The organism is Colwellia sp. BRX8-5 (assembly GCF_014077325.1).
GTDB lineage: Bacteria > Pseudomonadota > Gammaproteobacteria > Enterobacterales > Alteromonadaceae > Colwellia_A.
This window is the reverse complement of sequence record NZ_JACGVR010000012.1, coordinates 95,345-119,972: the sequence shown is the minus strand read 5'-3', so window position 1 is coordinate 119,972 and position 24,628 is coordinate 95,345. Positions and strand designations below refer to the sequence as shown.

Genomic DNA, 24,628 nt, shown 5'->3' with positions numbered 1-24,628 from the left:
GTTAATAATAATAGTCTTAGTACTTTCTCAAGCTCCGTAAGTAAGTACAAATCAAAGACAAATAAGCTCAAATTATAGGGATCGTAAGTGAAAGAGTTTAATAAAAACCTAGTTACGGTGGCCGTTACAATGGCCTTTACAATAGTCTGTCATAGTTCTGCATTCGCAAATAATATCATCGCCAGCAAAATGATCAACAAACATGCAAAACAGGCTCCCTCTTCGGTCACAAAAGACGGTTCTAGTAATAAGGTAGTCGATGCATCAGACCAATCAACAAATAACTTGGTCAACAATAAAATTCCAATAGGTCGTTCACTCACCGACGTGATAATGCTCACACCAGGTACCGTAAAAGGCGACACCGCGTTTGGAAATTTACCCGCTATTAATGGCGCCTCTGTTGCTGAAAATGTGTTTTATGTCAATGGCCTTAATATCACCAATGTTAGAAATAATACCGGTTTTTCGACTGTACCTTTTGATATGTTCGAGTCTGTCGAGGTTATAACCGATGGTTATTCCGCTCAATACGGCCGTTATCACGGCGGCATGATCAATGCTCAAACAAAATCGGGGAGTAACGAGTTTAAGGCGGGTATAAACCTGAATTATGAACCTGATTTTCTTCGAGAGTCGTCCCCATCAGTTACGTTAGCGGATGGCTCATATTTTATTGACAATCGGGCCAGTGAATACTCAAATATCGACACTAATCTTTGGGCGTCGGGTGCATTGATTGAAGATCAGCTATTTTTCTATGTTTTATTCAACCCTAGAAAAGTGGAGTATAGTAATTTTGCGAGCGATCCTATTAATCCGGGGCCGAATAATAAAGCCCGATATCAAGTCACGGAAGAAGATCCGTATTGGGGAATGAAGCTCAACGGCTATATTACCGATAACAATCTACTCGAATTCACGCTGTTTTCCGATAGCAGTAATAACGCCACCCAAATCGTCAGCCCCCATGGCGACACGATAGAGTCGCGCAATGGGGTTGACTACACGGGAGGCACAAATTGGACGCTAAAATATACCTCGATTATCACCGATGATTTAGCGTTAAGCGTGCAGTACGGTGTCCATGAAGCTGAACGTACCAGTAAAAATGAACTGGATGACAACCCTGTGGTGTATTACCTTTATGAAAGTGCTGGAAAGTTTGTTAAACAGGGCCAATTTCTTAATTTTCTAATTGATGAAGGAGACGATGAACGCCAGACTATTCGTGTTGATATTAATTGGACGCTCGGTAGTCACGAGTTAAGTTTTGGACTCGACGCCGAGAAATTAACGGCAAACCAGCGTACCATCAACTCGGGTGGCGCTTATTACTTACTTTACGTCGACGATTATACCGATCCCGACAACCCCCAATTCAGGCAGGTCCGTCACCGCCAATATGAATCGGGCGGTAGCTATGAGTCGGAAAATATCGCCTACTACCTTGAAGACAAATGGCAAGCCACCGACCTGTTAACAGTAAACTTTGGGTTGCGCAGCGACTCCTTCAAAAATGCTGATGGAGTCGGAGAAAACTTCTCAACCATGGATAACCATTGGGCGCCACGTTTGGGCCTAACTTATGACTTATCAGCAGATGGCCGAACGCGACTTTGGCTAAATGCCGGTCGCTTTTACTCACCTATTCCAATGAATGCAAACTTGCGACTCGCAGGGAATGAAACCTACAGGCAAGATTATTATGCCTTTGATGGCTTCGCCGATCCGATTTTACAAATCCCCAATATTAGCGGCACTCCAATCTATTACTTTGACCATTATAATAATGGGTCTCCTCCTGAAAACTACGACATTACCGATAAAGATTTAAAACCAATGACGTCTGACAACGTCAATATTGGTTTTCAAATACCCGTCACGGACAACTGGCTGCTGACTATTGAAGGTACTTACCGTAATTTAGCTATGGCGGTTGAAGATATAAACGTAGACGCGAGCTTTAATCGTTATCTTGAGCGAGAATTTAATGCCAGTTGTACACGGTGCTCAGGTTCTCGTTACTATGTATTGGCCAACCCAGGACAAGATGTGACCATCAAAGCGAACCCAGACTATGAAGGGCCACTCCAATATCAAGAATATACGATTCCAGCCGCCGACTTAGGCCACGCAAAGCCCGAGCGCACATATACGGCGATGAGTTTTTCAGTTGAACATGCATGGGACGGTCTGTGGATGTTAAATGCCACGTATACTTGGTCGAAGTCAAAAGGTAATTATGAAGGCTTAGTTCGCTCAGACAACCGCCAAGACAACACTGGCATCAATACTGGGATAACGACACAATATGACCTGCCGGGTCTAATGGATGGCTCCTACGGTGATTTACCCAACGACCGCCGTCATCAAGTCAAAATATACGGGGCGTATCAAATCACTGAACAAATAAGCTTAGCGGCTAATTTCAGTTATCAAACGGGCCGTCCAGTCAACGCATTTGGTTATCACCCAACGGATGAAAGTGCACAAGCCTATGACGCTGAATCGTTTTACGCCCAAGGACAATTAGTACCCCGCGGCTCAAAAGGTCGGACCGACAGTGTGATGACCCTTGATGTGTCTGCTAGCTATCAGTTTGACTTAGACGACTCTACTGTTAATTTACGTGTCGAAGTATTCAACCTGTTAAATTCAGCCAGTGTTACCCAAGTGGATGAAATGTGGGACGATGAAGATAATACCATAGCGGTAACTTCGCCATTAAAGAGCGCGAGTTACGGTTTACCAACTAGTTGGCAAACACCAAGAACAGTACGTTTATCGGTGAATTACGAGTTTTAGCAGAGTCAAAGGACAAGTATGCCAACTGCAGGATTAAAGGTAGGCTTGGGGCAACAGTCTTTTGAGCAATTACCCAAAGTGCCTTTTAAGCGAAAATCAAAAAGAAAGACGCGCTTTAAAAAGGCAGGGTAATATTTTACTGGTGATTGAACACATTCAAATTAATAGTGATACTAACGCTTATGCAAAAATATCACTATGTGGTTGACTCGATTCAGTACTTGAAAAAGGATGTCACGAGGTGCCATCCAAAAAGTATAAAGAAGAGATTAGTTAAGGATACCTGTTAATATTAATACCGCTATAACAGCTAGACATAACAACAGAGTCCGCTTTGCCAACCTCACTAATAAACAAGGTTCCGCAGTACAGTCATCAGGGTCAACCATAAAGTCTTCAGATTTTTGCGCAACGCTAATCAATATTTGGTTGGGCTGTTTGTTGATATCAAATAAATTTTCTAACCATACCGGCATGGCTTTTGAGAAGTGTCCTACCAGCATATAACCAAAAGCAACCATGCGTACTGGCAACCAGTCGACCCAAAAGAGCATATTTTTCAATAACTGAGATTCATTTTTTTCCATAGAATCTGTTGTTTTAGCCTCATTATTTACTTCAACATCGGCTTCATCAACCTCAGCGTTAGCTTTTTCTTGCTTGTCTGAACATTCTTCTGCAAGCACTTCAGGACATTCATTCATGGTAACTAGTAGACGATAAAATAATGCACCAGCGGGTCCAAAGACAACGAATAAAATCATAATGGCAATAAAATATCGGTAATTTAACCATACCAATAATTGACCAAAACTCATTGGTGCGCTGCAAGTATCTTGTTGCAGTTGGCTATGATGCAATTCGCATGTTGTCGGTTCGCCTCGAAAAGCCGACAATAAATAAGCTTTGTAGCTCTGCCGCGTTTTCGTACAACCAAAACAAACAATCAAAATCAAGGTTGAAAAGATTAAATAGAGTAAGCCATCATCAACAAGCTCGAGCAATAAGTCACAAACAACAACGGGGATGGCAATAAAGATAAGCTGTGAGACAATTGACGGTTTGGCTAAATGCATTAATTTAGTGCGTTTAAATAGATCAACATAAGCATGAAAATAGGTTTGAAATTGCCACGCTGTCGTCGACAAGTAACGCTCTGCCGCCAAGGCAATAAGTAAGCTAATAAGACTCATATAGTTTTCCTAATTTATTATCCACTTGTAAAATGAGTATATCGCCGTGGCCATTCAAACACTCTGATATCTGCATTTTCATTGGTAACGAGTATATACCCTTTGCTATTGAATTAACTAGACTTTAAACAATCATGAAAATGTTGCCAATTAAAAGCATCACCCGGATCTGTCTTTCTCCCTGGCGCAATATCACTATGCCCGGCTATATTACTTTTTATGTCGGGATAACATTGCTGCAATGCTTGGGTTAATTGCGCCAAAGTATGATATTGCGCCGTTTCATAAGGAATATCATCAGCGCCTTCAAGCTCAATACCAATAGAAAAATCATTACATTTATCAAGCCCCTGATAGGAGGATACACCAGCATGCCAAGCTTTATCATCAAATGAAACGTATTGAATAATATGCCCTACTCTGGTTATCAGACAATGAGCAGAAACTTTTAGCTGGGCAATCTCTTCAAAATAGCTATGTGCTTTGCTATCTAACTTTCCTAAGAAAAAATCAGTAATATAGCCACCACCAAATTGATTTGGCGGTAATGAGATATTATGTACCACCAATAAATGAACCGTATCATTTTTATCTCGCACACTAAAATGTGGTGATTTTTGTTGTTCTTCATTCACAAGCCAGCCACTGATAATAGGCATATTATTATTTTGCTTGGTGGGCAATTTATTTTTTAAGTCTTTCGTCATACAATAGCGTTAATATTTAATTTCAAGATTTGTGAACAGAGTATGACTGAATTTGATTCGACAAACAAAATGGGAAAAATATTTATTTGGTTAGCGTGGTTAATTGCGTTGGCGTTAATGGTGTTTTTTTTTCAAGATGTACTTGATAAGCAATGGGATCCTAACAAAGATCCACAGATGAGTTTAAATACACAGGGTAAAGCGGAAGTAACATTACAACAAAACCGCCAAGGTCATTATGTAGTACATGGTAAAATAAATGAGATGCCCGTGGTTTTTTTACTCGACACTGGAGCAACACAAGTGTCGATTCCCGCTCATATAGCAGAGCAATTGCAGCTCAAGGGAAACAGACCGTCACTCGTTAATACGGCCAATGGCACTACCACCGTTTATCAAACTGAATTACAACAGCTCAGTATTGGTAATATTTATTTGTATGATGTTAGCGCCCACATCAATCCCAGCATGCAGTCTAATGAAATTCTATTGGGCATGAGTGCATTAAAAAGGGTAGAATTCAGCCAGATAGGTAAGAAACTTATTTTACGCGAGCAATGATCTACCTGCTGTGATTTACTGGCGATAAACGCCCCACTAAAAACTCACTTAATTATTTACCAACAAGAGAATAAAATTCAATGCTTTCTGTGCAACTACAACACGATATTAAAAAAACAGTAACTTGGGCATTATGTGAAGATTTAGGTGTTGATAACGCCGACGCATTAAAAAATAGCCAAGATATTACAGCTGAGTTAATTCCACTGGAAAATATAGCGGTTGCTAATATCATTACCCGTGAAGATTGTATTATTTGTGGTGTGGCTTGGGTTAACGAAGTTTTTGCCCAGCTCGATGTGATACATAAGACAAAAACGGATATTACTTGGTTTGTTAACGACGGCGAAAGTGTCAAAGCCAATAGCACTTTATTTGAATTATCTGGAAACGCACGTGTTCTTCTTACTGGCGAACGATGTGCTTTAAATTTTTTACAATCCCTTTCAGGAACCGCAACATTAACCAGTCGCTATGTTAAAGAATTATCGGCGAGTAACACTAAGTTACTTGATACCCGAAAAACAGTGCCTGGCTTACGTAGCGCGCAAAAATATGCGGTAACATGTGGCGGCGGTGTTAATCATCGTATTGGTTTATTTGATGCTTTTTTAATTAAAGAAAATCATATTGCCGCCTGTGGTGGTATCGAGAAGTCGATTCAAACGGCTCGAAAAAACCATCCAAATAAAACGGTTGAAGTTGAAGTTGAAAATATCGAAGAACTCACTCAAGCATTAAAGGCTGGCAGCGATATTATTATGCTTGATAACTTTAGTCATGAAATGATTGAGCAAGCGGTTATAGCAACCGCTGAAATTTCACAAGGTAAAACCAAATTAGAAGTTTCTGGCAATATGACCATAGAATCACTAAAAAGCTATGCAAAAGCAGGTGTCGATTTTATTTCAGTGGGCGCATTAACTAAAAACATCAATGCTATTGACCTTTCTATGCGCTTTGTTTAACATTTTAGCGTGTCACAATTAGTTAAATAAATGTTACTTATTGATATTTTTTTAACTAATATCAAAAAAATGATAAAAAAAGTGTCACAAAATTTTACATTTCCTGATTTTTGTCGCAAGATGAATTCAGCCCCCGTAATTATGTATGGAAATACCTATTATGAACAATGTTAAATCTTTAAGAAATAAATCTTTAAACAAAGCAAAGGGTTTTACCCTTATTGAATTAATGATCGTTGTTGCGATCATCGGTATTTTAGCCGCAGTTGCACTACCTGCTTATCAACAATATACTGAAAAAGCGAAATACACTGAAGTTGTTTTAGCTGGTAGTTCAGTAAAAACAGCTGTTGAAGTTTGCTCTCAAGTACAAGGTGGCTTAACAAACTGTGCCGCTGGAAGTAATGGTGTTCCTGCAGACGATGCTGCAGTTGCAGCGACCAATGTAACATCAATTGCCTGGGTTGTTACAGATAATGCAAATGGTGTATTGACCGTTGTCAATCCAATTGGCGGTGATTATACTTTGACGGCAGTATACGCTAACGGAAAAATTGTTTGGACTGATAACTGTAATGCTCTTTGTTAATAGCATTAAATAAAATTTAAAAGCTCCTCTGGAGCTTTTTTTTTACCTAAACTTTATCAACACTTCTTTTTACTCAACTTAAAACGGGTTAACATATAATTATAGTTAACATTTTCCTTACGACTAAAAGGTTTACATGAAAGGACATCACGGACAATCAAGTGTGTTAGCTACACTTTTAAAGCATGACGTTGTCGCCGAAAATATGGTCGAATCGATCAGTGCTGACTTTCTTAAACAAACAAAACCTTTTGTACGATTTCTTATTGAAGATAAAAATTTAAACGCGGATAGTATCGCCACCATACTCTCTCGTAATTTTGGCTTTCCGTTAATCGACCTTAACGCTTTCGATAGTACAATGATCCCCGATGGCATTCGCAACGAAAAATTGATCCGTAAACATAATGCACTGCCCTTATTTTTACGTGGCAAAGTGTTATTTGTCGCGATGTCTGACCCAACCAATCTAGATGCGTTAGAAGATATTCAATTTAACACCGGGTTTCCTACCGAATTAGTGTTAACCAATGATCAAAACTTACAAGTCTTTATTGATAAAATTCTCGAAGAAGAAAGTGATGCTTTAGATATTACCGATATTGATGCTGCAGAACTTGCCGGTATTGACGTTCAAGAGGAGCGTCAAGAAGATGATAGCGCTACCGGTGATAAAGAAGATGCACCGATTGTTGTTTATATCAATAAGATATTACTCGATGCTATTCGCAAAGGGGCTTCAGATTTACACTTTGAACCTTACGAAAAATCTTACCGTATACGCTTTCGTGTTGATGGCATTTTAACTGAGATGGCAAAGCCGCCCGTATCACTTGCCTCTCGTATGGCGGCACGTTTAAAAGTCATGTCAAAGCTCGATATCGCTGAACGGCGAGTTCCCCAAGATGGACGGATAAAATTAGCCTTGTCCAAGAAAAAATCAATTGATTTTCGTGTTTCAACGCTACCGACGATGTGGGGCGAAAAAGTGGTAATGCGTATACTTGACTCTTCAAGTGCGATGTTAGGTATTGAAATGCTCGGCTATGAGCCGGCGCAAAAGCAAATTTACATGGACGCTTTAGCACAACCACAAGGTATGATATTAGTCACGGGACCGACCGGCTCGGGTAAAACAGTATCTCTTTACACCGGGTTAAATATTCTTAACACCGAAGAACGTAACATATCAACAGCAGAAGATCCGGTAGAAATAAATTTAGACGGCGTTAATCAAGTACAAATTAATGTGCGTGCCGGCTTAACCTTTCCTAATGCGCTGCGCTCTTTTCTTCGACAAGATCCCGATATTGTAATGGTAGGGGAAATTCGTGATCTTGAAACTGCAGAAATAGCGATTAAAGCCGCGCAAACGGGTCACTTAGTGTTGTCCACATTGCACACAAACTCAGCCTCAGAAACCCTGACTCGATTATTAAATATGGGCGTTCCTTCATATAACGTTGCCAGTTCAGTCAGTATTATTATTGCTCAGCGATTAGCAAGACGCTTATGCAATCGCTGTAAAGTTGAGGATGTTATACCTAGACCTGAACTAGAAAAACAAGGTTTTACCCCTGAACAACTTAGCGAAATAAAATTATTTAAACCCGTAGGTTGCGATCAATGTACGGGCGGCTATAAAGGTCGTGTTGGTGTTTATGAAGTGATAAAAATCAGTGATAAAATGTCTTCTATTATTATGGAAGGCGGTAATTCTATGGATATCGCTCAGCAGTGTCAAAAAGAAGGTTACAATAATTTACGCCAATCGGGTTTAGAAAAAGCCCATCAAGGGGTAACAAGTTTGGCGGAAATAAACCGTGTAACTTCTGCATAACAATAAACCACCCACTTTTCATTTTTAGTGATATTGACTAGTATTAATAATGATTAATATTTTAACTTTACAGGTAAAGACTATATGGCAACTTCAGGGGCTAAAAAAAGAAAATTACCGCAAGCTAAAGCTCTTGATACGTTTGTTTGGCAAGGGGTAAACCGTAAAGGTAAAAAAGTTAATGGTGAGCTACCCGCGACCAGCATGCTAGAACTAAAATCTCAGCTGCGCAAACAAGGCATTACCCCGGGGAAAGTAAAAAAGAAAGCCAAGTCTATTTTTGGTAATGCCAATGATAAAAAAATAATACCTGCAGATATGGCCATTATAACACGGCAAATAGCGACCATGCTTGGCGCTGGTGTCCCCTTAGTACAGACCGTTGAAATGATTGGTAAAGGTCATAGCAATGGCAATATGCAAAGATTGTTAGGTGATATAAGTAATAAACTGCAATCGGGTATTCCTTTATCAGAATGTTTACGCGACCATCCTCAATACTTTGATGACTTATATTGTGATTTAGTCAGTTCTGGCGAGCAATCGGGCGCACTTGAGACCATTTATGATCGTATTGCTACTTATAAAGAAAAAGCCGAAGCATTAAAGTCTAAAATTAAAAAAGCGATGACATATCCTATCTCTGTATTAGTGATAGCACTGATTGTTACCTCAATATTATTAATTTTTGTCGTGCCGGTATTTCAAGAAATTTTTGCCAGCTTTGGCGCTGAGCTACCTGCGTTTACTTTATTTGTTATTGCCATATCAGAATTTATGCAAGCTTATTGGTATTTAGGGTTAGCGGGGCTATTTATTGCCAGTTTCTTTTTTAAAAAAGCTCATCTTAACAGCCAAAGTTTTAGAGACCGAGTTGATAGAATAATATTAAAAATTCCGGTTATTGGTGCCTTACTCGAAAAGGCAGCCGTTGCCCGCTACGCAAGAACTTTATCTACCACCTTTGCCGCCGGAGTCCCCTTACCTGACGCATTAGAGTCGGCTGCGGGTGCGTCTGGTAATGCGGTTTTTCGTATAGCGATCCTTGAAATTCGCGCCGAAGTGTCATCGGGTATGCAGATGAATTTAGCAATGCGTAACTGTAATATCTTCCCTGATATGGTTATACAAATGGTTGCGATTGGTGAAGAATCAGGCGCTGTGGATGATATGCTTGCCAAAGTTGCAACAATATATGAGCAACAAGTTGATGACGCGGTAGACTCACTGACCAGTTTATTAGAGCCGATGATAATGGCAGTACTCGGTGTAGTGATTGGCGGGTTAATTATCGCTATGTACTTACCTATTTTCGAAATAGGTAAAATTGTTTAGTGTCGCACGCTAAATCGTGCGCTAATATTTTTATCACCTAGTTTTCACCATAGTTAATTAATAAATAATAAAAGGTTTTATCTTGTCTGAATTTATTCATCTGTTAGAAAGTAACTCGCTGTTTTTTTATGGCTTTGTTTTTGTTTTCTCGTTAATGATAGGTAGCTTTTTAAACGTAGTTATTTATCGTTTACCAAAAATGTTAGAACAAGGTTGGTATCAAGAGTGTCGAGAATTTCTTGCCGATGAGCTCAAGCCATCATCGACAAAGCAAGTAGAACCCCTTACTTTATCAACGCCCGATTCTACCTGTCCACATTGCCAACATAGCATACGTTTTTATGAAAACATTCCTGTGGTTAGCTGGTTAGTGTTGCAAGGAAAATGTAGCCAATGTAAAAATAAAATTTCTGCGCGTTATCCATTAGTTGAATTAAGTACCGCTTTATTGAGTTTAGTTATTGCTCAACATTTTGGTGTCACTGTGATCACTTGTTACGCCTTAATATTGACGTGGGGCCTAATTGCCTTAACGATGATCGACTTTGATCATATGCTGCTCCCCGACCAAATTGTTCTGCCATTAATGTGGTTAGGCTTAATCGTAAATCTATCAAATGGAATTGTGCCTTTAGAAGATGCTGTTATCGGCGCTATTGCCGGCTACACTAGCCTTTTTACCGTTTTTTGGCTGTTCAAATTAGCGACAGGCAAAGAAGGCATGGGCTTTGGTGATTTTAAGCTGTTTGCACTCTTTGGTGCTTGGCTAGGTTGGCAATTATTACCCTTACTTATTTTAATGGCATCAGTAGTCGGTGCCATTATCGGCATTAGTTTAATGCTTTTTAAAAATCATCAAAAAGATCAGGCGATTCCTTTTGGCCCTTATCTTGCGATCGCAGGTTGGATCACATTTTTATGGGGTGAAAATATATGGTCTTGGTATTTAGTCCAAGTGCTTTAGCCGAATGAAAATGACTATAGCAAAAAAGATCATTATTGGTTTAACCGGCGGTATTGGTTGTGGCAAAACAACCGTTGCTAATTTTTTTGCCGACTTAGGCATCGATATTATTGATGCAGACATCGCGGCAAGAAAAGTTGTCGCACCTAACAGCGGCGCATTACTGCAAATATCTCAGCATTTTGGCAAGACGTTTATTATGCCAGACGGCACCCTTAATCGGGCCTTATTACGCAGTCAAATATTCAGTAATGAATCAGATAAACAATGGCTTAATAACTTACTTCACCCGTTAATAAGACAAACCATGCTCGAAGAGATCCAGCAAAGTCAGTCACCATATTGCTTGCTTGTCGCACCTTTACTTATCGAGAACAACTTACAGAGTTTAGTTGCACGTATTTTAGTAATTGATATCAGTGAATCAGCACAAGTTAAGCGTGCGGTATTGCGTGATCCTAGCTCATCAGATGAAATAAAGCGTATTATTGCCAGTCAAATATCAAGAGAAGATCGCTTAAAACATGCCGATGATATTATTGATAACTCCAGTTCTGACTTGAGCCTGATAAAAGCGAGTGTCATTAAGCTAGACCAAAAATATCGAAATTTAGCAACGAGTTAGTAAAATTGTACAAATTTTACTATTTTTAGCAAAAAAATTCGCCATTTCTGTTGGGTGTCGTTAGTATGGAAAGCTAAACACTCAGCTTTATTGATGACATTAGGTTAATGACTAAAATTTTATATGAACATCCGCTTAACGAACGGATCCGTAACTACCTTAAACTTGAACATTTATTTGCTCAGGCACAAGATTGTCTGCAGCGTAAAATTTCAGTCAGCCATCAAGTTTTCTTTAACGCCTTATTTGCCATTATTGATACCTTAGAACGAAATGATGTTCGCGGTGACTTAATTAAAGATCTTGAAAAACTAGAACAAAATTTAGTGATATGGTCACAAGCGCCTGAAATAGATGACAGTATCTTAGCTGAAAATCTCCAACAAACTGTCGAGCTTATTTGTCAATTAAAACCAAATACTCCTGTGTGGGCACAACTCAAACACGACAAGTTTCTGGCGACCTTAAAACAACGCTTTGCCATGCAGGGTGGCAGCTCAAGTTTCGATTTACCACAATTACAGTTTTGGTTACATCAAGACAGTGAGATTCTTGCTAAAGATGTCCAAGGCTGGCTTGCCCTTCTTGAACAAGTTAAAAGCGCTTTAGATATGATATTAAAGTTTATTCGCCAACGGGCTGAATTCAAACAGATAGATACCGAGAGTGGTTTTTACCAAGATAATGGTGAAGGTATTTTATTACTTCGTATTAAAGTCGACCAAAAATCACCTTATTACCCAACGGTAAGTGGTAATCGTCTGCGTTATTCTATTCGCTTTATGTCTCTTTGTGATGAAACCGGACGTAAGTATTCAAATAAGGCCACTTCATTTCAATTAGCTCGCTGTTAGCATTGGCTTAATTAATTTCACAAATACCCTTTATCCATTCAATATGCAGGTTTCATCTTGGAGTAGGAAGGGTATAATCCTACCACTAAGTATTTAATTACAAGCACCAACTATGACCTTAAAAGTATCTTGTCCAACGTGTCAAAAAGAAGTTATTTGGCAACCAGAGAGTCAGTTTCGCCCTTTTTGCTGCAAACGTTGCCAGTTAATTGATATTGGTGAATGGGCTGATGAAGGACATAAAATCAGCCAGCCATTACAAGGTGATATTCAGTTAACCGAAGAGATGCTTGACGCACTTGAAGGTGAGTTTTTACAAAGTAATAAGTTTTTTGTTGAACCAGAATAGTATTATTTGTTCATCAGCAGTTTTTCAACAATCGCAACATTAGCGGCGGGAAAGTCACATTGGCTTAATTGCGCTAATGTGAACCAAGCTGATTGCTGCCCTTCTTGGGCAATAGGTTCATGTTGGAAGTTATCAACCACATAAACGTCTAATAGCACCTTTTTATCGCCATAATCATGGCTAACTTTAATGAGTGGGTAGCAAGACAGAACATCTATTGCTACTTCCTCTTGAAGCTCTCTGTGCAAAGCCTGAGCAACTGTTTCATCTTTTTCCACCTTACCACCAGGAAACTCCCATTTCCCGCCTTGATGCGCATTAGCGAGGCGCTTGGTAAGAAAGTACTGCTCTTCTCGCATGATAACACCGACCGCTACATGTACTACTTTTTGCATAACTCTTTCCTAAAGCTTTAAATTAATCAATGATTTCGTTATTAACGCAGAAGAGGAACCTAGCTTAAACAACAAAGCGTCTAATCATACCCTACGCATAATTTTACATAACCATGCATTGCCATGTCTGTGAAAACGACATTGTCCGAATGAATTTAGTTAATGATGATTCGTCTGTAACAAAAATTATAACTGAACACTGCAATTATAATCGTCATTAGCATTGCGCATATAAAAAACGCCAGTCAATAACTGGCGTTTTTTTCATACATATTAATAAATAACGATTAGGTTAATTTACCATGACATTGCTTATATTTCTTACCTGAACCACATGGACAAGCTTCATTACGACCTACTCGTTGTATTTCTGGCTTTGTCTCTGTACTGCTAGCAGATTCGTGGGTATATTCTTTTGGAATATCTTCAGCTTTACGATGTTGCTCTTCAACGGCTTCAACATCAGATTCAGCGCGAATTTTAACTTTGCTAAGAATACTGATAACGTCATATTTCAGGGTCTCAAGTAATTCACCAAATAACTCAAAAGATTCACGCTTAAACTCTTGCTTAGGGTTTTTCTGAGCATAGCCACGTAAATGTATACCTTGACGTAAATGATCCATCGCTGCTAAATGTTCTTTCCAATGAGAATCTAAGCTTTGTAACATAACAGCTTTTTCAAATTGACGAATAACATCGGCACCAGCTTGCTCTTCTTTCTCGGTATAGTTAGCTTCAACTTCTGCTAATAATTTTTCGCGTAAAGTTTCTTCATGCAATTTAGTATCTTCTTCAAGCCACTTTGCAATAGGGAACTCTAAAGATAGCTCGCCCTTAAAGCGCTCTTCTAAACCAGAGATATCCCACATTTCTTCCATAGATTGCTGAGGAATATGCTGATTTATAATACCAGTTACTACATCTGTACGAATATTTTTAATAACATCAGCAATATCAGCTTCGTCCATTAACTCGTTACGTTGTTCATAAATAACTTGGCGTTGATCATTAGAAACATCATCGAACTCAAGAAGTTGTTTACGAATATCGAAGTTACGACCTTCAACTTTACGCTGAGCATTCTCGATGCTGCGAGTGACCCATGGATGTTCAATGGCTTCGCCGTGTTCCATGCCTAACTTGCGCATCATGTTTGAAATACGTTCTGAAGCAAAAATTCGCATCAGTGCATCTTCCATCGATAAGTAGAAGCGAGTTGAACCTGCATCACCTTGACGTCCTGAACGGCCGCGTAATTGATTATCAATACGACGAGACTCATGGCGTTCAGTGGCAACTATGTGTAAGCCACCTAATTCTAAGACTTTATTGTGCTGTATTATCCATTCTTCTTTCGCTTTAGCGATGCTTTCTTTGCTTTGGTCTTTTAATTTAGCAACAATCGCATCAAAGTTTCCGCCTAAGACGATATCGGTACCACGACCTGCCATGTTGGTTGCGATAGTTACTGCGCCAACTTTACCCGCATCTGCAACAATTTCTGCTTCTTGCTGGTGAAACTTAGCATTCAATACTTTGTGCTTAATTTTTGCTTTCTTTAAGAAGTCAGATAAGAACTCAGAGGTTTCTATACTAATCGTACCAACAAGCACAGGTTGTCCGCGTTCAACACAATCTTTAATATCTTCTAAAATCGCTTCAAACTTTTCATCAGCGGTTAAATAGATCAGATCAGCAAGATCTTTACGGATCATCGGTTGATTGGTTGGAATAACTACGGTTTCTAAACCATAAATATGATTAAACTCAAATGCTTCTGTGTCAGCAGTACCTGTCATTCCTGATAATTTTTCGTAGATACGGAAAAAATTCTGGAACGTTATCGAAGCTAAGGTTTGATTTTCGTTTTGAATATTCACCCCTTCTTTTGCTTCAACGGCTTGATGTAACCCTTCTGACCAACGACGGCCTTCCATCGTACGACCGGTATGTTCATCAACAATAACGATTTCGTCATCTTTAACAATATAATCGACATCTTTTTGGAAAAGCTTATGGGCACGTAATGCCGCCATAACATGATGCAATAAGGTAATATTGGTTGCTGAAAACAAAGAATCGCCGTCTTGAATGAGACCTTTCTCATTCATGATTTCTTCAATTCTTATTTGGCCATGCTCTGTTAGATAGATTTGCTTAGACTTTTCATCAATGGTGAAATCACCTTCAACAAAATCTTTAGATTGACCGGTATCTTTATCTTTGTCTTCTTCGTTTTGTAGTACCAACGTCGGCACAACAAGGTTAATTTGACGATAAAGTTCAGAGCTATCTTCGGCTTGACCCGAAATAATCAAAGGAGTTCTAGCTTCATCGATTAAAATTGAATCGACTTCATCAATAACAGCAAAATTCAATGGCTTTTGCGTACGCTCTTCTGGCGAAAAGGCCATATTGTCACGTAAGTAATCAAAACCAAATTCGTTGTTAGTACCATAGGTAATATCTGAATTATAAGCCGCTTGCTTCTCAGCTGATGCTAATCCGGCAATATTACAACCTACCGTCATATCTAGAAAATCAAATAATGGTCGACACCAGTCAGCATCACGTGTTGCTAGGTAATCATTCACCGTTATAACGTGAACCCCCTTACCTGTTAATGCGTTGAGGTAAGAAGGAAGTGTCGCGGTTAACGTTTTACCTTCACCAGTGCGCATCTCCGCAATTTTACCATCGTTTAAGACCATGCCGCCGATCATTTGTACATCAAAGTGGCGCATACCAAAGACACGTTTACTGGCTTCACGTACAACAGCAAATGCTTCTGGTAGGATACTTGATAGAGATTCTTCTTTGGCTAAACGCTCTTTAAATTCTGCGGTTTTTGCTTTTAGTTCTTCGTCAGAAAGAGCTTCCATAACGGGCTCTAAGGCGTTTATTTTTAAAACTTCTTTATTCATTTGTTTAATTAATCGATCATTACGACTACCAAACATTTTCGTCATTAACTTTACAAACATCTTGTTAAACCATATTGATATTAGAAGAAATACTTCCGCTGAAAATAACGTGACCAACAAGGGTCACATAAATTGTTTTTATTTTGCTTTTCTATATACGAACTTAATTGGATCTATTTGTGCATTATTGCGTAAAATTTCGTAATGAACATGAGGTCCAGTCGAGCGCCCCGTGCTACCCATACGTGCAATAATTTGTCCTTTGCTAACCACATCTCCTACTTTAACGAGTAAATTTTTATTATGACCATAACGAGTTTTTAATCCCCTACCGTGATTAATCTCGATAAGTTGCCCGTAGCCGTACCGGTCACTTGCCCAAGAAACAACACCTGAAGCCGTTGCAATTATCGCAGCACCTTCTTTACCTGCGAAGTCTACACCTTTATGTATCGCTGCTTTACCACTAAATGGGTCTTTTCGTACACCGTAATATGAAGAGAGCCAACCACCAATCATTGGTCGACCAGACAAATAGCTGCTACTTTCTATATGGTGACCCAAAGTCAAAGATTCAAGCGTAGTCAGTTGATTTTCTTCGTGGTGCAAACTTTCTTCTAGTGTTGATATTTCAGTTAACAACTCTGCCAGTGGCTTTTTATAATGGTTTTCACTCTGCAGCATAGGACCACCTGATGGCGGTAATTGTTGAAAATTAAATTCATTTTCTGGAATTGATGCTTCACTTGCTAAACGGTCACCTAAAGCATTCAGTCGTAACACTTGGCTTTGCAACTCAGCGAGTTTCATCGTTAGTGCGGTTAATTGTGGTTCAGTTAATTGCTGAGGATCTATCTTAGCGGGTGAATTCAAAGCATAGGGTACAGCTTGTGGCACGTCATCAGCAGAAAAAATCAAATGAACAACAAAGCCTGATATTAGCGCAAATACAGTGATCGCAGACAACCAATGCAACTTATTCAGCGTCATTGAAAATCTAACGTTCTTTCCACGATATAGTAGTGTTAAACTCATAATTACTTAAATACTATTCCAAAGTAGAGTGGTTAATGGCACGCAAAACAAGAAAACCTTCAGATATGTCAGAGCTCTTTCAATCATCGAAAGGCACTTTGGCACAAATAGCAGCAAAAACCAACTCTTTAACTATCTTGTCTGACATTGTACGCCAAACTTGCCCTGACCTGCCAGCAGATGTCTGGCATATTGCCAATTTTAAGCAAAATTCTTTAGTAATTGAAGTCACATCTGCTGTTTGGAGCCAAAGACTACAGTTTGAACGGATGAATATTTGCCGTGAACTGGCCATTGCTACCGACAAGGCTTTTGATCAAATTGAAATTAAGGTATCGCCTTATCGCAATAAAGTCGTTTATCAATCTGAAGAAAAACCCGCGGAGCCATTACATATCTCACAAAACACCGCTAACCAATTATTGGCTATTGCTAAAAACGCGCCTGAGAGTTTACGTAAAAAATTAGAAAAATTGGCAAAACACGCTGACAAAAACGCCATATGATAATTTTGCCTAGATATGATTTATACCCTTTATCTTAAAATAAAAAACCAGTCATTTGACTGGTTTTTTTATTGAGTAACATTAGCAGTATCTTAATTAAAATGCGGCAGCCGTTACTTCTTGATATTGGATAGGAGACGGTGTTTCATCTTCGTAAGTCACCCATTCCCAACTTTCTTTTTGCTTAAAGACTTCTCTTAACAAGATATTATTTAAGCCATGTCCAGATTTAAAGGCATTTAACTCACCTAAAATACTGTGACCACACATATACAAGTCGCCAATCGCATCGAGTATTTTGTGTTTAACAAATTCATCGTCATAGCGTAATTCATCTTTATTAAGCATGCGGTATTCGTCAAGTACAATGGCATTTTCTAAACTGCCACCTAAAGCTAAATCGTGAGAGCGAAGAAATTCGATATCACTCATAAAGCCAAAAGTACGTGCTCGACTAATTTCTTTAATAAAAGAACAGCTAGATAAGTCCATGCTCATCGTCTGACATGTTTTAGAAATAACAGGATGTTCAAATTCAATAGCAAAATTAATTTTAAAACCATGGTAAGGCTTTAATTCTGCCCATTTGTCACCTTCTTCAACACGAACAGTTTTCTTTATGCGAATAAAACGTTTTGCTGCTGCTAATGTTTTGATGCCAACCGACTGTATTAAATAAACGAACGGCAATGCGCTACCGTCCATAATCGGGATTTCAGGAGAATCTATTTCAACAATTAAGTTGTCAATACCTAAACCTGCGGCAGCTGATAACAAGTGCTCGACGGTGGAAATCTTCACACCTTGTTCATTGACTAAGCACGTACACAAAGTTGTCTCGCCCACAGCTTCAGGCGTTGCTGAAATTTCAACAATCGGATCTAAATCTATGCGGCGAAAAACAATACCAGTATTGGCTGGCGCAGGACGGAGAGTCAACTGCACCTTTTCACCTTTGTGTAAACCAACACCAACGGCGGTTACACTGTCTTTTAATGTACGTTGTTTAATCATAAATGCCTTATTAAGCTTTTACTAACCTTGAAATGCACCGTCCTCTTTCGACGGGCGCACAATATAGCAGAAAAACATAACAAAATCAAAATATCAGCTTTTAGCTTCACATTATTTTACACACAACTGTTCAACCAGCTGTATCCTAGTCACATATTAATTCGAATAATATTAGCGATTATATACACTATTTTTATTCTCTGATGACAAAATTAACCGTTCAAATTAGTCAGCTTGTTTACGTAAAAATGCCGGGATATCTAAATAGTTCTCGATATCTGCTGCAGTTTGTACTTGAGCATTGCTGTCTTGCATTGTTATAGGCGCTGTATTTACTTCTGCCTGTGGGCTAGCAATAAATTCTTGGCCAACGGCAATAGGTGCAACAGTAGGAGCTGGATTTACTAGTGTTATATCTGGCTTGCGATCAGCACCAATACCGGTTGCAACTACAGTTACACGTAATTCATTAGTCATTTCAGGGTCGATAACCGCACCAACAACAACCGTTGCATTTTCAGAAGCAAAGGCCTTTACTGCATTACCCACTGTTTCAAATTCATCGATACTAATATCCATGCCAGCAGTAATGTTTACCAAAATACCGCGAGCACCGGCTAGGTCAACATCTTCAAGTAATGGACTCGAAATTGCCGCTTCTGCAGCTTCTTCTGCACGATCAGGACCCGATGCAATACCAGAACCCATCATTGCTGTGCCCATTTCTGACATAACGGTACGCACATCGGCGAAATCGACGTTAATCAAACCTGGACGAGTAATTAGCTCTGCAATACCCTGCACAGCACCTAACAATACATTATTTGCGGCTTTAAAAGCGTCAAGTAACGACGTACCTGGGCCTAAAACTTTTAATAATTTTTCATTAGGTATAGTAATTAATGAGTCGACACTTTTTGATAATAACTCAATACCTTGATCTGCATAGTTCATGCGTTTCTTGCCTTCAAATGGGAAGGGTTTGGTAACAACAGCAACCGTTAATATGCCCATTTCTTTTGCAATTTCAGCAACAACTGGAGCAGCACCCGTACCTGTACCACCACCCATACCTGCGGCGATAAAGATCATATCAGCCCCTTGTAGCGTTTCTCTAATCGTTTCTCTGTCTTCTTCAGCGCTGCGACGACCTATTTCAGGGTTAGCGCCGGCACCTAAGCCTTTAGTAACATCTGCACCAAGTTGTAAAGTAACATTGGCTGCTGAATTACGTAATGCTTGTGAATCGGTATTTGCCGTAATAAATTCAACACCTTCAATGGTTTGACAAACCATGTGCTCAACTGCATTACCGCCACCGCCACCAACACCAATGACTTTGATTACTGCTTCTTCGTTATGATCTTCCATTAATTCAAACATTTTTACTCTCTCCGATTTTTATGTTTTGTTCCACCAAAACGCGATTTAACTCTTACTTTTTACTTATCCACCATGATTGAGGCAGATTATAAAAATTTATTTACTCTTCTTATAACAAGGCTCTTAATGAGGGTTAAAACTCACCTTTAAACCAAGCTAAGATACGCGAAGTAATACTAGCAATACCTTCACTTTTCTTACTCTCTATACTTTGTTGTTCATTGGCTTGCATACCGTAATGTAATAAACCAACAACCGTTGAGTAAGTTGAATCATCAACATACTCTTTTAAACCACTCATACCTTTTGGCTTAGCGACACGTACAGGCATTTGAAAAACTTCTTCAGCAAACTCAACAACACCTTCCATTTTCGCTGTACCACCGGTTAACACATAACCTGCGGCAATTTGATCTTCTAAGCCCGCTTCGCGAACTGCTTCTTGAATAAGTTCAAAAAGCTCTTGGTAACGTGGCTCAACAACTTCCGCTAAAGTGTGACGAGACATTGAGCGTGCAGGACGACCGCCAACACTCGGTACTTCAATGTTCTCTTCCATACTCACCATTTGTCGAAGCGCACAAGCATATTGCACTTTAATGTCTTCTGCGTGGCTTAACGGCGTTCTAAAAATTTTCGCAATATCACTGGTGACCTGATTACCGGCCACAGGTATAACCGCAGTGTGTCTTAAAGCACCGCCAGCAAATACCGCAATATCCATCGTACCTGCGCCCATGTCTACCACACAAATACCGAGTTCTTTCTCATCATCTGTCAGCACAGCATAACTAGATGCTAATGCTGAAAAAATAAGTTGATCGGCTTTTACTTCACAGCGCTCAACACATTTAACAATATTTTTAGCCATGTCGTTAGCACAAGTAACAATATGAACTTTGGCCTCCATTCGGACACCTGACATACCAATCGGGCTTTTTATCCCATCTTGGCAGTCAATACTAAATTCTTGTGGTAATACATGTAACATGCGTCGTTCCGCGGAAATCGGTACTGAACGCGCGGTATGTATTACGTTATCAACATCTTCTTGAATGACTTCTTTGTCATTGATTGGCACCATGCCATTTTCATTTTGACAACTAATATGCTTACCTGAAATACCTAAGTAAACCGAGCTAATTTGGCAATCGGCCATTAATTCAGCTTCGTTGATAGCACGCTGAATTGATTGAATAACCAAATTCAAATCATTAACGCCACCTTTATCCATACCTCGTGCAGGTTGATTTCCAACACCAACAATACTTAATTGATTGTCCGGTGTTATTTCACCAACAGCAACAGATATTTTCGACGTTCCTATGTCTAAACCTACTACCAAGTTTCTTTCGTTTACTTTTGACATTAAAGTTAAGCTCTTTGTTTATTCTCTGCGGTTTTCCAACCAACAGCGAGTCCAGTGTCATAACGTAAATCAACATAATCCACTTGCTGATTTTCTTCTTTTGTTTTCATTATTTGCGGGTAGACATCCATAAATCTTTGTACACGCTCAATTTTGTTTTCTCTACCTAAATTAAGCGTTATGCCGTTCTTAAGCGTTAACTGCCAAGAATGACGTTCGGTAAGTAACAACTCATCAATTGACAACTCGCTAAACTTCAGCAACTTACTTAAATTAACAAAGTTACTTAAGGCAAGATCTTCACTGCCTTCAGGACCAAAAAATGCCGGTAATGCAGACTGTAAACGTGCAGTGTCCGCCTGAAATGCTTTACCGTATTGATTAATTAAAAAGTCACCATTCCATAAAGCAATCGGCGTTTGATCAACAACATAAATTTTCAGTTCATTCGGCCACTTTTTTCGTACCGATACCGAGTATACCCAAGGCAATTCAGCCACTTTCTGTTGTACGTGATTGACATCAACATTAAAAAAGTTTCCTAAGTTAACATCTTCAATCGCATTTTCTATATCTTGTCTATTGGTAAACGGCATTTCACCGCCAATAACAATCGACGTAACAGGCATTGACTCTTCAGATGACATTTTATTATTTAAAAACCAACTGAATGAAATAATAGTAACAATCACCAGCACAAAAAAAGTCACACCGAGCCAAAAAGACCAGTGTAATTTTTCTTGTTGCTCCGTCATTAATGGTGACAATGACGGTTGATTTCTACTAGTTATTGTCATTATTTATCTGCTAATTGTCCTGTACTAATGGCGACTATTTTTGTTACCAGCTCACTAAAACTTAAGCCGTGTACCTTTGCTGCTTTAGGTACCAATGACGTTTCAGTCATACCTGGAACAGTATTGACTTCCAGTAGCTGCCATTTATTTTCATTGTTACGCATAACATCTACGCGCCCCCATCCTTTTGCACCAGTTGCTTTAAAAGCTTTAAGCGCTAATGCTTTAAGCGCTTGTTCATCTTCATCACTCAAACCAGCAGGACAATGATATTGTGTTGTCGTTGATTGATATTTAGCTTCGTAGTCATAGAACTCACGAGGCGTTTCCATATGAATGGCGGGTAACGCTTCTTCGCCTAAAATAGCCACCGTATATTCAGGACCATTAATCCATGCTTCTACTAAAATTTGGTCATCATATTCAAAGGCAGTCGTTAATGCTTGGTGTAATTCATTGGCTGTTTTGGCTTTGGCCATACCAATACTTGAGCCTTCATTCGCTGGCTTAACCATGACCATACCACCGAGTGTCGCCAGTATTTTTTCTGCTTGAGTTTCTTGGTAAGCCTCTTTTTCGACAATAGCAAAAGGCGCAGTCGGTAATCCTTGTGCTTGAAACACTTGCTTGCTACGAATTTTGTCCATGGACAACGCAGATCCTAAGACATCAGAACCGGTATAGGGGATGCCCATATATTGTAAAGCCCCCTGCACACAACCATCTTCACCGCCTCGACCATGCAAAGCGATAAAAACACGATCGATATTTCGTTTAGTTAAGTCAGCTAAACAAAATCCTCGAGTGTCGATGAGTTCAACGTCAAAACCAGCTTGTTGCAGACCCTTGGTAATCGCTTTTCCAGAATTAAGTGATACTTCTCGTTCTGCTGAGTCGCCGCCATATAAAACAGCTAACCTTTGGTCTTTCAGTGCTTTCACTTTTTAGCCCCTTTAAGGTCAACATTTAGTAATGGGTTTATCATAATTTCACGAGCTATAACGCCAATAGTACCTGCGCCTTGTGTAATAACCATATCGCCGTCTTGTAATTGCGCTTGCAACAATTCTGCTAATATTTCAGCGCTACTAACATAGATAGGTTCAATTTGACCACGCTGGCGAATACTTCGCGCTAGGCTTTTACTGTCAGCACTGTTAATAGGCGCTTCGCCCGCCGCATAAACATCGAGTAAAAATAAGCAATCGACTTCAGATAACACTTCAACAAAGTCTTCGTATAAATCGCGTGTACGAGAATAACGGTGTGGCTCAAAAATCATCACTAAGCGTTTTTCAGGCCAGCCATTTCTCATCGCTTTAATTGTTGCTTTAACTTCACGAGGGTGATGTCCATAATCATCGACTAAGATCATCTCACCTTTTTCTGTCGCTAAATTAGCCAATTGTTCAAAACGTCTACCGATACCCGCAAATTTTTCTAGAGCACTGACAATGGCCGCGTCGTCAACGCCTTCATCAGTTGCAACAGCGATACTCGCCAAGGCGTTCAGCACATTATGTTCACCGGGTAAGTTTACTGACATATTGATATCAGCAAAACCTTCACGCTGTACGGTAAAATGACTAACGCCACCATTTTGTTGAAAGTTTGTCGCTCGTACATCAGCATCTTCACTAAAACCATAGGTGATCACTTGACGAGCCATTCTTGGAATGAGTTCACGCACAACATCGTTATCAATACAAACAACCGCTAAACCATAAAACGGTAAGTTATGTAAAAATTCGATGTAGGTATCTTTAAGTTTTTCAAAATCACCTTGGTAAGTCTCCATGTGATCTTCGTCGATATTAGTGATCACTGAAACCATAGGCTGCAGATGCAAGAATGACGCGTCACTCTCATCGGCTTCTGCAATAAGGTAACGACTTTTACCCAAACGCGCATTGGTGCCAGCGCTATTTAATAAACCACCAATCACAAATGTTGGGTCTAGGTCACCTTCAGCAAAAATACTTGCAATCAAACTGGTCGTTGTTGTTTTGCCATGAGTCCCCGCAATCGCAACACCATGGCGAAAACGCATTAATTCAGCTAACATTTCAGCACGACGTACCACAGGAATACGTAACGTTTGCGCATTCACCAATTCAGGGTTATCTGCTTTAATTGCCGTTGAAACAACAATAACACTCGCACCAACAATGTTATCTGCCGCATGACCTATAGTAATATTTGCACCTAACGCCATTAAGCGAGTAACAACTTGATTTTCGCCAATATCAGAGCCAGTAATTTGGTAGCCTTCATTTAACAATACTTCGGCAATACCCCCCATACCTGCACCGCCAATACCGACAAAGTGAATGCTTTTTACCCGGCGCATTTCTGGTAATTTAATAGGTGCAGTGTTATTGGCTATCTTGTTTCTCATTTTCTTACTCA

At 39.5% G+C, this 24,628-nt stretch carries 22 protein-coding genes; 11 read left to right on the top strand and 11 right to left on the bottom strand.

What is annotated here, in order from left to right:
- Window positions 1-87: 87 nt before the first annotated feature.
- Window positions 88-2,808, top strand: a complete 2,721-nt coding sequence (locus tag H4J62_RS10415) for a TonB-dependent receptor domain-containing protein (protein ID WP_182213341.1) — start codon at window positions 88-90, stop codon at window positions 2,806-2,808.
- A gap of 269 nt (window positions 2,809-3,077) precedes the next feature.
- Here H4J62_RS10415 and ampE read toward each other — a convergent pair whose 3' ends face one another.
- On the bottom strand, window positions 3,078-4,001 hold the full coding sequence (gene ampE / locus H4J62_RS10410) for a beta-lactamase regulator AmpE (RefSeq protein WP_182213340.1): 924 nt from the start codon (window positions 3,999-4,001) through the stop codon (window positions 3,078-3,080).
- 113 nt (window positions 4,002-4,114) lie between these two features.
- A complete protein-coding gene (gene ampD, locus H4J62_RS10405; RefSeq protein WP_259364714.1) occupies window positions 4,115-4,708 on the bottom strand; it encodes a 1,6-anhydro-N-acetylmuramyl-L-alanine amidase AmpD in 594 nt (197 codons plus the stop codon).
- Window positions 4,709-4,750: 42 nt separating this feature from the next.
- Between ampD and H4J62_RS10400 the strand changes: the two genes are divergently transcribed.
- The 9 genes from H4J62_RS10400 to yacG all read left to right on the top strand — a co-directional run bounded on the left by H4J62_RS10400 (window position 4,751) and on the right by yacG (window position 12,793).
- Window positions 4,751-5,269, top strand: a complete 519-nt coding sequence (locus H4J62_RS10400; RefSeq protein WP_182213338.1) for a TIGR02281 family clan AA aspartic protease — start codon at window positions 4,751-4,753, stop codon at window positions 5,267-5,269.
- An 89-nt stretch (window positions 5,270-5,358) separates the two neighbouring features.
- The gene (gene nadC / locus H4J62_RS10395; RefSeq protein ID WP_404842390.1) at window positions 5,359-6,237 is read left to right on the top strand and encodes a carboxylating nicotinate-nucleotide diphosphorylase; all 879 of its coding nucleotides are present in this window, start codon (window positions 5,359-5,361) and stop codon (window positions 6,235-6,237) included.
- Between the two features lie 160 nt (window positions 6,238-6,397).
- The gene (locus H4J62_RS10390; protein WP_182213335.1) at window positions 6,398-6,826 is read left to right on the top strand and encodes a prepilin-type N-terminal cleavage/methylation domain-containing protein; all 429 of its coding nucleotides are present in this window, start codon (window positions 6,398-6,400) and stop codon (window positions 6,824-6,826) included.
- 136 nt (window positions 6,827-6,962) lie between these two features.
- Window positions 6,963-8,666, top strand: coding sequence for a type IV-A pilus assembly ATPase PilB (gene pilB, locus H4J62_RS10385; protein ID WP_182213333.1), 1,704 nt, complete (start codon window positions 6,963-6,965; stop codon window positions 8,664-8,666).
- A gap of 84 nt (window positions 8,667-8,750) precedes the next feature.
- Window positions 8,751-10,001 (top strand): type II secretion system F family protein, encoded by a 1,251-nt coding sequence (locus H4J62_RS10380; RefSeq protein WP_182213332.1) that lies wholly within the window; start codon window positions 8,751-8,753, stop codon window positions 9,999-10,001.
- A gap of 82 nt (window positions 10,002-10,083) precedes the next feature.
- The gene (locus tag H4J62_RS10375; protein WP_259364713.1) at window positions 10,084-10,965 is read left to right on the top strand and encodes an A24 family peptidase; all 882 of its coding nucleotides are present in this window, start codon (window positions 10,084-10,086) and stop codon (window positions 10,963-10,965) included.
- A gap of 10 nt (window positions 10,966-10,975) precedes the next feature.
- Entirely contained in the window at window positions 10,976-11,590 is a 615-nt protein-coding gene (coaE, locus tag H4J62_RS10370) for a dephospho-CoA kinase (protein ID WP_182213330.1), read from the top strand.
- Window positions 11,591-11,697: 107 nt separating this feature from the next.
- Complete coding sequence (gene zapD, locus H4J62_RS10365; RefSeq protein ID WP_182213328.1) at window positions 11,698-12,444, top strand: cell division protein ZapD; 747 nt, start codon at window positions 11,698-11,700, stop codon at window positions 12,442-12,444.
- A 112-nt stretch (window positions 12,445-12,556) separates the two neighbouring features.
- Entirely contained in the window at window positions 12,557-12,793 is a 237-nt protein-coding gene (yacG, locus tag H4J62_RS10360) for a DNA gyrase inhibitor YacG (protein WP_070374766.1), read from the top strand.
- 2 nt (window positions 12,794-12,795) lie between these two features.
- Here yacG and mutT read toward each other — a convergent pair whose 3' ends face one another.
- From mutT to H4J62_RS10345, 3 genes are all read right to left on the bottom strand, one after another.
- The gene (gene mutT / locus H4J62_RS10355) at window positions 12,796-13,188 is read right to left on the bottom strand and encodes an 8-oxo-dGTP diphosphatase MutT (RefSeq protein WP_182213326.1); all 393 of its coding nucleotides are present in this window, start codon (window positions 13,186-13,188) and stop codon (window positions 12,796-12,798) included.
- 287 nt (window positions 13,189-13,475) lie between these two features.
- A complete protein-coding gene (gene secA, locus H4J62_RS10350) occupies window positions 13,476-16,175 on the bottom strand; it encodes a preprotein translocase subunit SecA (protein ID WP_182202586.1) in 2,700 nt (899 codons plus the stop codon).
- A 78-nt stretch (window positions 16,176-16,253) separates the two neighbouring features.
- Window positions 16,254-17,105 carry a M23 family metallopeptidase gene (locus H4J62_RS10345; RefSeq protein WP_231907448.1) on the bottom strand — a complete coding sequence of 284 codons (852 nt, stop codon included), beginning with the start codon at window positions 17,103-17,105 and terminating at the stop codon, window positions 16,254-16,256.
- An 80-nt stretch (window positions 17,106-17,185) separates the two neighbouring features.
- Between H4J62_RS10345 and H4J62_RS10340 the strand changes: the two genes are divergently transcribed.
- Entirely contained in the window at window positions 17,186-17,656 is a 471-nt protein-coding gene (locus H4J62_RS10340) for a DUF721 domain-containing protein (RefSeq protein WP_070374770.1), read from the top strand.
- Window positions 17,657-17,752: 96 nt separating this feature from the next.
- On the opposite strand, the gene lpxC is transcribed toward H4J62_RS10340, so the two are convergent.
- From lpxC to murC, 6 genes are all read right to left on the bottom strand, one after another.
- Complete coding sequence (lpxC, locus tag H4J62_RS10335) at window positions 17,753-18,670, bottom strand: UDP-3-O-acyl-N-acetylglucosamine deacetylase (protein WP_070374771.1); 918 nt, start codon at window positions 18,668-18,670, stop codon at window positions 17,753-17,755.
- 225 nt (window positions 18,671-18,895) lie between these two features.
- The gene (ftsZ, locus tag H4J62_RS10330; protein WP_070374772.1) at window positions 18,896-20,053 is read right to left on the bottom strand and encodes a cell division protein FtsZ; all 1,158 of its coding nucleotides are present in this window, start codon (window positions 20,051-20,053) and stop codon (window positions 18,896-18,898) included.
- A 133-nt stretch (window positions 20,054-20,186) separates the two neighbouring features.
- Entirely contained in the window at window positions 20,187-21,422 is a 1,236-nt protein-coding gene (ftsA, locus tag H4J62_RS10325) for a cell division protein FtsA (RefSeq protein ID WP_070374773.1), read from the bottom strand.
- Window positions 21,423-21,427: 5 nt separating this feature from the next.
- The gene (locus H4J62_RS10320; protein WP_259364711.1) at window positions 21,428-22,219 is read right to left on the bottom strand and encodes a cell division protein FtsQ/DivIB; all 792 of its coding nucleotides are present in this window, start codon (window positions 22,217-22,219) and stop codon (window positions 21,428-21,430) included.
- Complete coding sequence (locus H4J62_RS10315) at window positions 22,219-23,160, bottom strand: D-alanine--D-alanine ligase (RefSeq protein ID WP_070374774.1); 942 nt, start codon at window positions 23,158-23,160, stop codon at window positions 22,219-22,221. The genes H4J62_RS10320 and H4J62_RS10315 overlap by 1 nt, the downstream gene beginning before the upstream one ends.
- Window positions 23,157-24,617, bottom strand: a complete 1,461-nt coding sequence (gene murC, locus H4J62_RS10310) for a UDP-N-acetylmuramate--L-alanine ligase (RefSeq protein ID WP_182213572.1) — start codon at window positions 24,615-24,617, stop codon at window positions 23,157-23,159. The genes H4J62_RS10315 and murC overlap by 4 nt, the downstream gene beginning before the upstream one ends.
- Window positions 24,618-24,628: the final 11 nt, after the last annotated feature.